This is a genomic window from Vibrio celticus (assembly GCF_024347335.1).
In the GTDB taxonomy this organism is placed as follows: Bacteria; Pseudomonadota; Gammaproteobacteria; order Enterobacterales; family Vibrionaceae; genus Vibrio; species Vibrio celticus.
On record NZ_AP025463.1, the window covers coordinates 2,496,746 to 2,509,970 of the forward strand.

Genomic DNA, 13,225 nt, shown 5'->3' on the forward strand with positions numbered 1-13,225 from the left:
GATTTTTGTAGGAATGCTAATGGCCAGTTGGTGGAGCGTTGATTTTCTCGTGTTAAGCCATCAAACTTAACTAATTGAACTGAAAAGGAATCACCATGAGCGTTATTTTTATTACTGGGGCGAACCGCGGCATTGGCTTAAGCCTGACTCAACAATACCTGGAAGGTAACCACAAGGTGTACGCGACTTATCGTGACGACAATTCAGCAAAAGAATTGCTCTCACTCGCAGGCCACAACACTAACCTGACCTGTATTCAATTAGAGATAACCGATTACCAAGCAGTAAGCCAACTCCCTTCGCAAATAGAGTCGATTGATATCTTGATCAACAACGCTGGCTACTATGGACCAAAAGGCTATGGGCTGGGTAATACCGATGTTGAAGAGTGGCGTCGTGTATTCGAAGTCAACACCATCGCTCCACTAAAGCTTGTCGAAACGCTATTGCCGCTACTAGAAGACAGCCATATCAAAAAGGTCGCTTGTCTATCCTCTAGAGTCGGCAGCATGACCGAAAACACCTCAGGCGGCGGTTATATCTATCGCTCCTCTAAAGCCGCTCTAAACTCCGTGGTGAAGAGCCTAAGCAACGACTTAACCGAGAATGGCTTTACGGTGTTAGCACTGCATCCAGGTTGGGTACAGACCGAAATGGGCGGCCCTAATGCTCTGATCGACACCGACACTTCAGCTTCTGGCCTGATTGAAGTCATCGAGTCCGCGAATACTGAAGTAAGTGGTCACTTCTTCAATTTCGATGGCAGCGAAATAGACTGGTAACCCGCAGATGAATTTAGGCCCTCTCTCAAATCTAGTTAAGCACTCAACACTGTTTTGTCTGACAGTGATGCTAGCTGGCTGTTTTGGTGAAGGCCCCGGCGACTTGTTTGACGACTATCAAACCAAGATAGCCAGAGTACAAGATGCTGAAGAACTCAAAGAAGATTGGGAGTTTGAAAGCCTACCGAGAAAACGAGAACTGCTGCTTGACGTGCCCTCACTCTCTATCGGTCTCATCGACAGTTACCAACTTCGTCAGTGTGGATTGTTCAATCTGATTGCAGAAAGAAATTCAGTTCTGGGCAAGGTTTCGGATGAGTTTCGTAATTACGATTATCAAGTCGCACTACTTGCAGGTGTTGGAAAATGTTTATCCGCTAGCGAATTAGACCCTGAGATCGTAGAACTACTGAAAGAAATCGAGCAGCAGAAACTCGCACAGTTTCCACTGCATCAATGGAATCTAATCTATGCCAGCGATGCGATGCAGTCTCAGATGCGTGGTAGCCAGTGGTTACACGCTGATATCGGCGATCAGGTACGACAAACCAGTGATGCCTTAGAACATATCAATCAAGCGTTAAACGTTCCGCTCGTTTCGGAAAAGACTACTGAGGTTCAAGAAGTATTAGAAAAGAGCTCTACGCTCGGGGATTTATACTACTCGCTCACGCGAGCTTCGGCCGAACTTGATACCATCACCAAACAGCTGACAACTTTTGATCACAATATCATCTGTGGTAAACAACGAGACACGACCAAGTTTCGTTATCTCAACAATGTGTTCGAGCTGCAATACATAGACAAAGTTCAGCCGTACATGGCGCAATTAGATGGCTACTATCAGCATTTAGCCCCGCAACTTAGTATGTTTGACGCGCAACCTGACCTACACAGTTATTACTTTCCCATCAAAGATGCGCATCACGCCTTTCGAGCATCAACTCGTCGCCATGTCGACTATTGGCAGCAGCTGTTTAAACGTTGTGGCCGTAAAGTCGGACGTTAATCCTAACCTCAATAAATCTTAGCTTTTGGTGCCTTTTTTAGCGGAAGTACCTTTCTTAGCATAGGTACCTGTCTTGGCATAAGACTTCTTCGCACCGCCACCTTTACGGCGTTTAAAGGCTGGCCTTTCGACTTTAGGAAGATGACGCAGAGACTCAGGAACTTCGCCGGTTTTTACCTTGCCCATCAAACCATCAATCTTGCTTTCTAACGCTTGCATGAAAGGTTGATACGCTTGATTACGCTCAGCCATACCTTGCAACTGGTGCTCCCAGTGTGCCGTCATGTCTGGGAAAGTAGAATCCTCAGGTAAGGCATGAATCAAGCCTCTGCCCGCAGGGCTACTGTGAATGCTCTTACCTTGGCGCGTTAGCAGTTGCCTTTTGAATAGAGTATCTAAAATGCCCGCACGGGTTGCTTCTGTGCCAAGGCCGTCGGTCTCTTTCAAAATGGCTTTAAGGTCTTTGTTCGCGACAAAGCGCGCGATACCTGTCATCGCTTGTAGCAAGGTCGCTTCCGTGAAGTGTTTTGGCGGCTCGGTTTTCTTATCGCCAATCACACCTTCACGACACGTCAACACAGAACCTTTATCTAGCGGTGGAACCGCATCAGTTCCATCCCCCTTCTCTTCGGTATCTGTTTTGCCCATCAACACCTTCCAACCAGGGTTGATAAGCTGACGCCCCTTTGCGATGAACACACCACCAGCAATATCAAACACAAGCTTGGCATCAGCAAAAATGGCCGGCGGATAAAACTGCATTAGATACTGACGAGCGATTTGCTGATAGATTTTCATCTCGTTGGCAGACAGGCCGTTCACCGATGACTTTTTCGGAGTAGGAATTATCGCGTGGTGAGCATCGACCTTACTGTCGTTCCATGCTTTGGATTTAAGAGAAAGATCCGCACCTTGAGCACCACTTTGCAGCTCTTTCGCATTGTTAGCGATAGCATCCACGACCGACTCTCTTTGTGAGTAGTGATCTTTAGGTAGATAGCGGCTGTCAGAACGCGGGTAAGTGATGAGTTTGTGTTTCTCGTACAACGACTGACAGGTGTCCAACACCTGCTGAGCACTCATACCAAAACGTTTAGACGCATCAATCTGCAAAGCTGACAGCGAGTAAGGCAGTGGCGCAGCTTGTTTACTTTGCTTTTGCTCTGATTCCGTCACCGTCGCAGGTTGATTCGCAATTCGGTTAGCCACGTTCTCAACCAGCTTTCGATTGAGCACTCGGCCTTCTTCATCTTGCCATGGTTTACATGCTTCGCTTGGTTTCCAACGCGCTCGAATATCAAAGCTCTGGCCGTTGTTTTGATAAGGGATCAAAGCGTGCAGAGTGAAGTAATCTTTAGGAATGAAATTCTCGATTTCTTCATCACGTCTTACCACCAAACCAAGTACTGGCGTTTGCACTCGCCCTACCGACAACACGCCTTGGTAACCCGCCTTTTGACCAAGCAAGGTGTAAGCTCGGGTCATGTTCATGCCATACAGCCAATCGGCTCTAGAGCGTGCTAAAGCAGAAATAGACAGTGGAATAAAATCTCGGTTACTGCGCATCTGAGAGAGCGCACGCTTCACCGCTGGTAAGTTCAAATCGCTGATCAGCAGCCTGTCCATCGACTCTTTCTTGGCCTTAGATACCTTGCAGTAGTCGATCACTTCATCGACTAGCAGCTGCCCTTCTCTATCCGGGTCACCCGCATGGACAATTTGGGTCGCGCCCTTCAATAGCTTTCGGATCACCGTGAGCTGTTTGCTTGACGTCTTACGAGGTCTTAGTTGCCATTGCGCTGGCACGATAGGAAGATCGGCTAAGTTCCACTTCTTATATCGGTCGTCATAAGCGTCCGGCTCAACCTGCTCCAATAAGTGTCCAATACACCAAGTCACCACATCCCCATTGCCACATTTGATAAACCCTTGGTCTTTCTTTTGTGGATTCGGTAGTGCGGCGGCAATGGCGCGGCCTAGGCTTGGTTTTTCAGCAATGATAAGACGAGACATGTTTTTCCAGATGCTACAAACAATTAGAGCCACATTATCTAATGTAGCCCTAATAAATCAAGAAAAACTGGTTGTTTATACAGTTAACATTCCACTATTCAAGCTTCAGCTTTCTTTATAAGAACTCAACGAACTTAGAGAAGTCGCGCTCTGGCACTTTCATTGGTGTGCAGCCAGGAGTACCTAAGTATAGGAAACCAACAATTTCATCGTCGCCTTCTAGGCCGAAAGCTTGGTGAACCTCAGGGTGGAACATCCACTTACCTGAGCGCCAAAAACCTTGGAAACCTTGAGCAACGGCAGCCATTTGCATGGCTTGTGCAGCGCAACCCGCAGATAGGTGTTGTTCGAACGCGGGCACTTTTTCGTGCTCAGTTACCTTTGCGATGATAGTGATCACCATCGGAGCTCGAAACGGCACTTTTTTAACTTTCTCAATGACCGCTTCTTCGCTGTCATCCGCTTCAGCGGCGCGCACCAAGATGTCTGAAAGCTTTTGTAGGCCTGAACCTTGCGCGATAACAAAGCGCCAAGGTGTTAGTGCACCGTGGTCTGGAGCGCGCAGCCCTGCTTTGATGATGTTTTCTAACGCCACACCTTCTGGTGCCGGATCAGAGAGTTTTGCGATTGAGCGTCTGTTGAGCAATAGATCCAAAGCATCCATTTGAAGTCCTTACTATTTCTTTATTATTTGTATACTTGAACTTTAGCACAGAATACAAACGATAATAAATCTCAACGACTAGCCATTTGGCCTAGATTAGAAACAATAAAGGCTCCTAAATCTATGACTTAGGAGCCTTGTTAAAAATCTAGCTCAGCAAACTAAGTAACAATATCTACCGATAAGATTACAGTTTGATAGATGATTCTATAACTTAATCGCTAGCTCAACACCTTGACGGATAGCACGTACGGCATCCAGCTCACCGGCATAATCGGCACCGCCTATCACGTGCAGTTTGCCACCAAACTCTTGCCACATATCTTCGAATGGACGAACTGACACCTGACCTGCACATACGATAACCGAATCAGCATCCAGCACCTGATCTTTCTTACCAACGCTGATATGCAGACCTTTATCATCAATCTTGTTGTAGCTTACGCCGCCTAAAAGGTTCACACCGCGTTTTTCTAGGGTTCGCTTATGAATCCAGCCTGTAGTCTTGCCCGGCCCTTTACCAACACGACCCGCTTTACGTTGCATCACCCAAACCGTTTTATCGCTGAACGAATCAGGGTAAGGGTAAAGCCCACCCGGGTGTTCCATATTCTTATCGATGCCCCACTCATGCAGCCAGTCATCTAAACTGTGCGAGGTAGGCTCAGTTAGCATGGTTGCCACATCGACACCAATACCACCAGCACCAACAATTGCGACCTTTTCGCCTACTGGTGTCTTTTCGCGAATCAAGGTTTGATAATCGACCACGTTTTCTTGGTCGATGCCCTCAATATCGAGCTTTCTTGGTTCAACACCCGCAGCCATCACCACTTCATCGTACTTCAACAACATCTCAAACGTTGCTTCAGTATCCAGTTTCAGGTTCACGCCTGATGCATCGATTTGGTTAGCAAAGTAACGAATCGTTTCTCTGAATTCTTCTTTACCCGGAATCTGCATTGCCAATCTAAACTGGCCGCCGATACGGTCATTCTTCTCGATCAAGTCAACCTTATGCCCACGTTGAGCTAGGGTCGTCGCACAAGCTAAGCCTGCAGGGCCTGCACCGACAACCGCAATGGTCTTGGTGGCTTGAGCAGGTTGAACAACAATTTCAGTCTCGTAACAAGCTCGTGGGTTAACCAAACAGCTCGCACGTTTACCTTTAAACACGTTATCTAAACAAGCTTGGTTACAACCGATACAGGTATTGATGAACTGAGCTTGGTCTTGAGCGGCTTTATTAACAAAATCCGGGTCTGCCAAGAATGGGCGAGCCATTGATACCATGTCAGCCTGTCCTGAACTAAGAATGCGTTCAGCCTCTTCTGGTGTGTTGATTCGGTTACAAGTCACCACTGGGATCGACACGTATGGTTTCACTTTTTCCGTCACCCAAGAGAATGCGCCTCGTGGCACTTGCGTCGCGATAGTCGGAACACGAGCTTCATGCCAACCAATACCAGTGTTGATGATAGTCACGCCCGCTTCTTCTAGCTTCTGAGCCAAAAGAACAACATCTTCAAAGGTGCTGCCTTGTTCAACCAAATCCAGCATCGACAGTCGGAAAATAATAATGAAATCTTTACCCACCGCTTCGCGAATCGAATTAACGATCTCTAGCGGGAAACGCATACGCTTCTCGTAAGATCCGCCCCATTCGTCGTAACGCATATTGGTACGTTTACAGATGAATTGGTTAATCAAGTAACCTTCAGAGCCCATTATCTCAATGCCGTCATAGCCAGCAACTTGAGCGAGCTCGGCACTGTTGGCAAAGGCTTCGATGGTCTTTTTGATCTGACGAGGGTTCATTTCGCTCGGTGCGAACTTAGCGATTGGCGCTTTAATGCCCGACGCACTTTGCGCGAATGGGTGCATGGCATAGCGACCAGCATGCAATAGTTGAAGCGCAATTTTACCGCCGTGCTTGTGGACGGCTTCAGTAACAACTTGGTGCGCTTTGGCGTGCTTTACTTTACTGAATTCAGCACTGAATGGGGTTAATCTGCCACGTAAATTAGGAGAGAAACCACCGGTAACAATAAGGCCAACGCCTCCTTTTGCTCGCTCTTCATAAAACGCGGCGAGTTTGTGGAGACCTTCTTTATTTTCTTCTAAACCTGTATGCATTGATCCCATCAATACACGGTTACGTAACTGGGTAAATCCAAGATCGAGTGGTTCAAGTAAATGTGGGTACATGGCAGACATCACTTCTATTATTTTATCCTTGTGGTCTGACCACAGTATAGTTCAATTACCAAAAGTTCAAACAACCGTTTACATTTTTGTAACACCGATCATAATGCTGAAGGTATTAATCGTTCAGAAACCCTTAATTTGACTACACTTAATGAGAATATATATCGATTAACAATTCTTGGTGTAGTTTGAACTTGGGAATTATCGTAGGATACTAAGCAGTTCATATTATTGAGATTAATGGTACTACGGCTTGTTAAAGCGATGTAATCTCACTGCGGAGACAGAATGAAAAAAATATTCAAATTTATAGGCATGATCTTTAAAGGGATTTGGAAGCTCATCACGTTTGTACGTCTTGCGCTGGTTAACCTCTTCTTTTTACTCAGTATCGCCATCATCTACTTTGTGTACTTCCATTCAGATACGGCTCAACCGACGGTTCCACAGGACTCAGCTTTAGTGCTTAATCTATCTGGCCCTATTGTGGAACAAAGCCGCTATATCAATCCGATGGATTCGGTTACAGGTTCACTGCTTGGCAAAGACCTTCCAAAAGAGAACATCCTGTTTGATATCGTTGAAACGATTCGCTACGCAAAAGACGATGACAAGGTTACTGGTATCGTTTTAGCACTCAAAGAGTTGCCAGAAACCAACCTGACCAAGCTACGCTACATTGCTAAAGCATTGAATGAGTTCAAAGCAACAGGCAAACCAATTTATGCGGTAGGTGACTTTTACAATCAAAGCCAATACTACCTAGCCAGCTACGCAACTAAGGTCTTCCTGTCACCAGATGGTGGGGTTCTTCTTAAAGGCTATAGCGCTTACTCACTTTACTACAAAACCTTATTAGAGAAGCTAGACGTAAACACGCACGTGTTCCGCGTGGGCACTTATAAGTCAGCTATCGAGCCTTTCATTCGTGATGACATGTCAGACGCAGCGAAAGAGTCCGCTTCTCGTTGGTTGAGCCAACTATGGGGTGCGTACGTTGATGACGTCAGCAACAACCGTCAGATCGATGCTAAAACACTGAACCCAAGCATGGACACCTTCTTGAAAGAGCTTGAGTCTGTGGACGGTGACATTGCAAAACTGGCCGAGAAACTTGGCTTAGTGGATGAGCTAGCGACACGCCAACAAGTTCGACTAGAGCTTGCTGATGTTTTCGGCAGTGATGGCCAAGACAGCTACAACGCGTTTGGTTACTACGAATACCGTGCAACCATGCTTCCAGACATGACCAGTGAATCACACGACGTTGCCGTGATTGTAGCGAGCGGCGCTATTATGGATGGCAAGCAACCACGTGGCACCGTTGGCGGAGACACCACTGCAGCCCTACTTCGCCAAGCACGTAACGACGACAAAGTGAAAGCCGTTGTACTTCGTGTCGATAGCCCAGGTGGCAGTGCCTTTGCTTCTGAAGTTATTCGTAACGAAATAGAAGCGATCAAGCAAGCGGGTAAGCCGGTTGTTGTGTCGATGTCGAGCCTTGCTGCTTCGGGTGGTTACTGGATCTCGATGGGCGCGGATAAGATCCTAGCTCAACCAACCACACTAACGGGTTCGATTGGTATCTTCAGTGTTATCACGACCTTCGAAAAAGGGCTTAATGATATTGGTGTTTACACTGATGGCGTTGGCACCTCACCTTTCTCTGGTCTTGGTATTACAACTGGCCTTAGCGATGGCGCGAAAGACGCGTTCCAAATGGGCATTGAAAACGGATATCGCCGATTCATCAGCCTAGTTGGAGAAAATCGCGGTATGGAAGTCGATGCTGTCGACAAGATTGCTCAAGGCCGAGTTTGGACAGGTCAAGATGCGATTCAGAAAGGCTTAGTCGATGAGATTGGTGATTTCGATGATGCGGTTGCGGCTGCGGCTTCACTTGCAGAGCTTGAAAGTTACAACATCTACTGGGTAGAAGAGCCACTTTCGGCCACTGAACAATTTATTCAAGAATTTATGAACCAAGTTCAGATGTCGATAGGTCTAGATATTCAATCGATGATACCAAGCAGTTTACAGCCTGTTACTCAGCAGTTAGCTCAAGATAGCCAGCTGTTAGGCAACTTTAACGACCCACAAGGCCGATACGCTTTCTGCTTAAATTGCCAAGTTCAATAAGTTGAGCCAATAACTCAATAACTAAGGGGTGCCTCTGTGTGAGGTGCCTCTTTTTATTGCATGATAATTCGCTATAATCGCCCCCCTGTTCCCCACATCACACTAAGTATTAATCGCCATGGAAAGAAAACACATCTATATCGCGTACACCGGCGGCACAATTGGCATGCAGAAGTCTATTGACCACGGCTATGTTCCTGTCGCAGGTTTCATGGATAAGCAGCTAGCTGGCATGCCTGAATTCCATCGCCCAGAGATGCCTGAGTACACCATTCACGAATACTCTCCATTAATGGACTCTTCAGATATGACGCCACTTGATTGGCAGACTATCGCTGATGACATTCGCGCGAACTACGATAAGTACGATGGTTTCGTTATCCTGCATGGTACAGACACTATGGCTTACACTGCCTCTGCACTGTCTTTCATGCTTGAAAACCTCGGCAAACCTGTGATTGTTACGGGCTCTCAGATCCCACTAGCAGAGCTTCGTTCAGACGGACAAGCAAACCTGCTGAATGCTCTGCACATTGCCGCAAACTACCCTATCAACGAAGTGACACTGTTCTTCAACAACAAGTTGATGCGTGGTAACCGCAGCACAAAATCACACGCAGATGGCTTCAATGCGTTTACGTCTCCAAACCTGAATCCATTGCTAGAAGCGGGTATCAATATCCAACTTAGCAATAACGTCAAGGTAAACGAACAACCTGAAGGTGCTTTCAAGGTTCATAACATTACTCCGCAACCTATCGGCGTAATCACAATGTACCCAGGCATCTCACACGAAGTGATCCGTAACACGCTATTACAACCTGTTAACGCGATGATTCTGCTTACTTTTGGTGTGGGTAACGCACCACAAAACCCAGAACTGCTTCAGCACCTGAAAGATGCTTCAGAGCGCGGTGTTATTGTGGTGAACCTAACTCAATGTTTGGCTGGTAAAGTCAACATGGGTGGTTACGCGACAGGTTGTGCACTAGCAGAAGCGGGCGTGGTGAGTGGTTACGATATGACACCAGAAGCGGCACTGGCGAAGTTGCATTATCTATTAAGCCAAAACCTAGGCTACGAAGAAGTGAAGGCTCAGATGCAACAAGTATTACGCGGTGAGATGAGCTTATAACCTGTTCAAGGATTCACGTTAAAGCCAGTTATTCTATGAAAGTAACGGCGGCTTAACGTGAACTAAATCGTTTTATTGCTTATAAATAAACGAGTTAAACTAAAAGGGGTGGCACATTGCCACCCCTTTGTTGTAATTTAAGCTGAATGATTCGGGTTAACCCTAACAATGTCTTCTTGATCTGACTTAAACTGTTTCTTTAGTTCAGACTTAGATTTAAAGCTAATCTCACCACCAGCTGCAATTGTCATATGTTGAGCTTCAGAGTTATGTTTAGATTGGTATAACATAACCGCTTGCATACACGAGTCGCGCTGTTCTTTTGAGAGCGCCGTACCTTCTGGCCATTTACCCGTTTCAACTGCGTAGGTTAAACGTTCGTAGACCTCGGGTGTCATTGCGCTAAGAAGTTGTTCTGCATCCATGGTAAAGCCTTAGTTTTAACAATTTTCACCAGAAAATAACCCGTAACAGAATTGAGTCAAGAACCTGACCAATAATAAGTGCATCTGATCACAAGTGAAGGAATATGAAAATTATGAAATGGTTGGCGATTAGCCTATTGCCTTTCACTCTGGTTGGGTGTCTTGAAGGGAACAAAAATACCGATCAACTGTGCCAAAGCAACCCGGGTCTTCAGTGTGAACAATTGAACATGAACGATGGGCAATGTCGTGTCGCACGTACCGACCTCATCTGGCATCGATTTGAAGTTCAGAAGCAACCCACCGAAATCAACAAAATTAAAGAATTCGAATTAGTCACTGCCTACAAAAAGTGCCTAGAGCTCGCGGCACAGATCGAAACGATCGATCAATCTAAGCTGCAAGAGCGTCGCTTTACCTCTTTAATGCACAGTATCGAAGAGTCTGAGCGCATTGTTGATGAGCTATCGAAATCCGATACACCGGAAACGCTTTACTTCTTGTGGTCGCAAACTGGGGACACCAATGCCAGACGCAGCTTCCTACAACTAGAAGGCTCTGAAGCGTTAAACACAGCCGAGATGCAATATGCCTTGGCAACCTTCTATACTACCCGCGATCATGCAAAGACACTTAAGTTACTCAATAATGCGCTAACGCTTTCTAATGGCTCAGTAGCCAACACTGAAATCTTCAAGTCGATGGCAAGTATCAACCACAGCCTTGGCCATATGGAAAAAGCGTACGTTTGGGCGATGGTTGCCAAAGACTTTGACGTGCCGATTGCTTCTGAAGCAGAGCTAACTGTGCTGTACCATTTCGACAAGGCAACCTATAAGAAGCTAAATAAAGACGCAGACAACATCGTCGAAGCGATTGAGGATGGAATTTACAGCCCTTCAATCGTCCCGAGTTACTGATCGCCTCATTTATAGTGTTCTAACTTAAGCTTCTTATTCACCTGCTTTTAAAAAACAGCTACCTTTTTGGTAGCTGTTTTTATTTGTACTAGAGTTAAATCTGAAATCTTGGGCGTTTCAGCATTCCTAAATCGACAAATGCGACCTGTAAGGATTAGACAATAGTTACAAGTTATTTCTCACTTTTGTCATTTTTGTTGAAAATTAACGACACTGAATTAACACAGAACCGTTCACCTGTGGTCTTCGGACCATCAGGAAAAACGTGACCTAAATGGCTATCACAGGCGGTACAACGGATCTCTACACGCTTCATTCCGTGACTTAGATCTTCTATATAGCGTACAGCTTCATCATTCACTGGGGCATCAAAGCTTGGCCAACCACACCCAGAGTCATATTTGTTATCCGACAGAAACAAAGGGCTTTCACAGCATGTGCAGCTATAGACGCCAGTCTTATGGTTGTGCAGTAACTTACCGCTATATGGGGCTTCAGTACCACGTTCACGACACACTGCAAATTCGTCGTCTGTTAGGCGTTCACGCCAGTATTCATCAGGCTTTATCATATTTCCTCCCTTTTGAATCACGTTAATATCTCTCCACATTCTCAGTTATTATATTTACTTTTTTCTATAAAGGCTTGCATATCAGTCGTTTTGTAGCACATACTTTCTCACCAGGAAACATTGTACATATACACTCATAAGTGAATCATCATTTAGGGGTATTTTACCCAACTGGAAGGGTACAGAGCCACTTGCAATGGTCAATTTTCAACCACTTACACCCAATTGTTAAGAAAAGCGTCGCTTTTTTTTGACATTAAACAAGTTAAGTCGGATTATCTATTGCAGATGTATACTGGATTCTGTAATTTTACTACCAGTTATCTTTAATCAGAAATTAAGTTGTGGAGCAACTACAATGACTATCAAAGTAGGTATTAACGGTTTTGGCCGTATCGGCCGTTTCGTATTCCGCGCAGCTCAAGAGCGTGCAGACATCGAAGTAGTAGGTATTAACGATCTAATCGACGTAGAGTACATGGCATACATGCTTAAGTACGACTCAACTCACGGCCGTTTCAACGGTACTGTTGAAGTTGAAGGCGGTAACCTAATCGTTAACGGTAAAACTGTACGTGTTACAGCTGAGCGTAACCCAGAAGACCTTAAGTGGGATGCTATCGACGTAGACGTAGTTGCTGAAGCAACTGGTCTTTTCCTAACTGACGAGACTGCACGTAAGCACATCACTGCTGGCGCTAAGAAAGTAGTTCTTACTGGTCCTTCTAAAGATGCAACTCCAATGTTCGTAATGGGCGTTAACCAAGCATCTTACGCTGGTCAAGACATCGTTTCTAACGCTTCTTGTACTACTAACTGTCTTGCACCTATCGCTAAAGTACTTAACGATAAGTGGGGCATTGAATCTGGTCTTATGACTACAGTTCACGCTACTACAGCAACTCAAAAAACTGTAGATGGCCCTTCTGCTAAAGACTGGCGCGGTGGCCGTGGTGCTTCTCAAAACATCATCCCATCTTCAACTGGTGCTGCTAAAGCTGTAGGCGTTGTTCTTCCAGAACTAAACGGCCTTCTAACTGGTATGGCTTTCCGTGTACCAACTGCTAACGTATCTGTAGTTGACCTAACAGTTAACCTAAAAGAAGCTGCATCTTACGAAGAAATTTGTGCTGCAATGAAAGAAGCTTCTGAAGGCGAAATGGCTGGCGTTCTTGGTTACACTGAAGACCAAGTAGTATCACAAGATTTCATCGGTGAAGTTCAAACTTCAGTATTCGATGCTAAAGCTGGTGTTGCTCTAACTGACAAATTCGTTAAAGTTGTATCTTGGTACGACAACGAAATCGGTTACTCAAACAAAGTTCTAGACCTAATCGCTCACATCTCTAAGTAATTTCT

The 13,225-nt window shown here is 45.6% G+C and carries 11 protein-coding genes; 6 read left to right on the forward strand and 5 right to left on the reverse strand.

Going from position 1 to position 13,225, the window contains the following annotated elements; genetic code table 11:
* Positions 1 to 95: 95 nt before the first annotated feature.
* Positions 96 to 782 (forward strand): SDR family oxidoreductase, encoded by a 687-nt coding sequence (locus OCV19_RS11175; RefSeq protein WP_065676420.1) that lies wholly within the window; start codon positions 96 to 98, stop codon positions 780 to 782.
* Positions 783 to 789: 7 nt separating this feature from the next.
* Entirely contained in the window at positions 790 to 1,791 is a 1,002-nt protein-coding gene (locus OCV19_RS11180; protein ID WP_065676419.1) for a DUF3080 domain-containing protein, read from the forward strand.
* Between the two features lie 18 nt (positions 1,792 to 1,809).
* Here the strand turns inward: OCV19_RS11180 and OCV19_RS11185 are convergent, their stop codons facing one another.
* From OCV19_RS11185 to OCV19_RS11195, 3 genes are all read right to left on the reverse strand, one after another.
* Positions 1,810 to 3,804: a DNA topoisomerase III gene (locus OCV19_RS11185; protein WP_065676418.1), complete on the reverse strand. Its 1,995-nt coding sequence runs from the start codon at positions 3,802 to 3,804 to the stop codon at positions 1,810 to 1,812.
* Positions 3,805 to 3,919: 115 nt separating this feature from the next.
* On the reverse strand, positions 3,920 to 4,468 hold the full coding sequence (locus OCV19_RS11190) for an NAD(P)H nitroreductase (RefSeq protein ID WP_065676417.1): 549 nt from the start codon (positions 4,466 to 4,468) through the stop codon (positions 3,920 to 3,922).
* A 207-nt stretch (positions 4,469 to 4,675) separates the two neighbouring features.
* Entirely contained in the window at positions 4,676 to 6,685 is a 2,010-nt protein-coding gene (locus OCV19_RS11195; protein WP_065676416.1) for an NADPH-dependent 2,4-dienoyl-CoA reductase, read from the reverse strand.
* A gap of 279 nt (positions 6,686 to 6,964) precedes the next feature.
* Between OCV19_RS11195 and sppA the strand changes: the two genes are divergently transcribed.
* Together sppA and ansA are read left to right on the forward strand one after the other, a co-directional pair.
* Complete coding sequence (sppA, locus tag OCV19_RS11200; RefSeq protein ID WP_065676415.1) at positions 6,965 to 8,815, forward strand: signal peptide peptidase SppA; 1,851 nt, start codon at positions 6,965 to 6,967, stop codon at positions 8,813 to 8,815.
* Between the two features lie 118 nt (positions 8,816 to 8,933).
* Complete coding sequence (ansA, locus tag OCV19_RS11205; RefSeq protein ID WP_019823767.1) at positions 8,934 to 9,950, forward strand: asparaginase; 1,017 nt, start codon at positions 8,934 to 8,936, stop codon at positions 9,948 to 9,950.
* Between the two features lie 137 nt (positions 9,951 to 10,087).
* Here the strand turns inward: ansA and OCV19_RS11210 are convergent, their stop codons facing one another.
* A complete protein-coding gene (locus tag OCV19_RS11210; protein WP_065676414.1) occupies positions 10,088 to 10,375 on the reverse strand; it encodes a YeaC family protein in 288 nt (95 codons plus the stop codon).
* Positions 10,376 to 10,488: 113 nt separating this feature from the next.
* Between OCV19_RS11210 and OCV19_RS11215 the strand changes: the two genes are divergently transcribed.
* Positions 10,489 to 11,295, forward strand: coding sequence for a DUF2989 domain-containing protein (locus tag OCV19_RS11215; RefSeq protein WP_029405550.1), 807 nt, complete (start codon positions 10,489 to 10,491; stop codon positions 11,293 to 11,295).
* A gap of 172 nt (positions 11,296 to 11,467) precedes the next feature.
* On the opposite strand, the gene msrB is transcribed toward OCV19_RS11215, so the two are convergent.
* The gene (gene msrB, locus OCV19_RS11220; protein WP_083994304.1) at positions 11,468 to 11,905 is read right to left on the reverse strand and encodes a peptide-methionine (R)-S-oxide reductase MsrB; all 438 of its coding nucleotides are present in this window, start codon (positions 11,903 to 11,905) and stop codon (positions 11,468 to 11,470) included.
* 319 nt (positions 11,906 to 12,224) lie between these two features.
* On the opposite strand from msrB, the gene gap reads away from it, so the two are divergent.
* On the forward strand, positions 12,225 to 13,220 hold the full coding sequence (gap, locus tag OCV19_RS11225) for a type I glyceraldehyde-3-phosphate dehydrogenase (protein WP_017059382.1): 996 nt from the start codon (positions 12,225 to 12,227) through the stop codon (positions 13,218 to 13,220).
* Positions 13,221 to 13,225 lie beyond the last annotated feature (5 nt).

What these genes read in the sequence shown, in the direction of transcription:
- OCV19_RS11185 (WP_065676418.1), bottom strand. Translation starts at nt 3,804, where the DNA reads ATGTCTCGTCTTATCATTGCTGAAAAACCAAGCCTAGGCCGCGCCATT.
- gap (WP_017059382.1), top strand. Translation starts at nt 12,225, where the DNA reads ATGACTATCAAAGTAGGTATTAACGGTTTTGGCCGTATCGGCCGTTTC.
- ansA (WP_019823767.1), top strand. Translation starts at nt 8,934, where the DNA reads ATGGAAAGAAAACACATCTATATCGCGTACACCGGCGGCACAATTGGC.
- OCV19_RS11175 (WP_065676420.1), top strand. Translation starts at nt 96, where the DNA reads ATGAGCGTTATTTTTATTACTGGGGCGAACCGCGGCATTGGCTTAAGC.
- msrB (WP_083994304.1), bottom strand. Translation starts at nt 11,905, where the DNA reads ATGTGGAGAGATATTAACGTGATTCAAAAGGGAGGAAATATGATAAAG.
- OCV19_RS11195 (WP_065676416.1), bottom strand. Translation starts at nt 6,685, where the DNA reads ATGTCTGCCATGTACCCACATTTACTTGAACCACTCGATCTTGGATTT.
- OCV19_RS11180 (WP_065676419.1), top strand. Translation starts at nt 790, where the DNA reads ATGAATTTAGGCCCTCTCTCAAATCTAGTTAAGCACTCAACACTGTTT.
- OCV19_RS11190 (WP_065676417.1), bottom strand. Translation starts at nt 4,468, where the DNA reads ATGGATGCTTTGGATCTATTGCTCAACAGACGCTCAATCGCAAAACTC.
- OCV19_RS11215 (WP_029405550.1), top strand. Translation starts at nt 10,489, where the DNA reads ATGAAATGGTTGGCGATTAGCCTATTGCCTTTCACTCTGGTTGGGTGT.
- sppA (WP_065676415.1), top strand. Translation starts at nt 6,965, where the DNA reads ATGAAAAAAATATTCAAATTTATAGGCATGATCTTTAAAGGGATTTGG.
- OCV19_RS11210 (WP_065676414.1), bottom strand. Translation starts at nt 10,375, where the DNA reads ATGGATGCAGAACAACTTCTTAGCGCAATGACACCCGAGGTCTACGAA.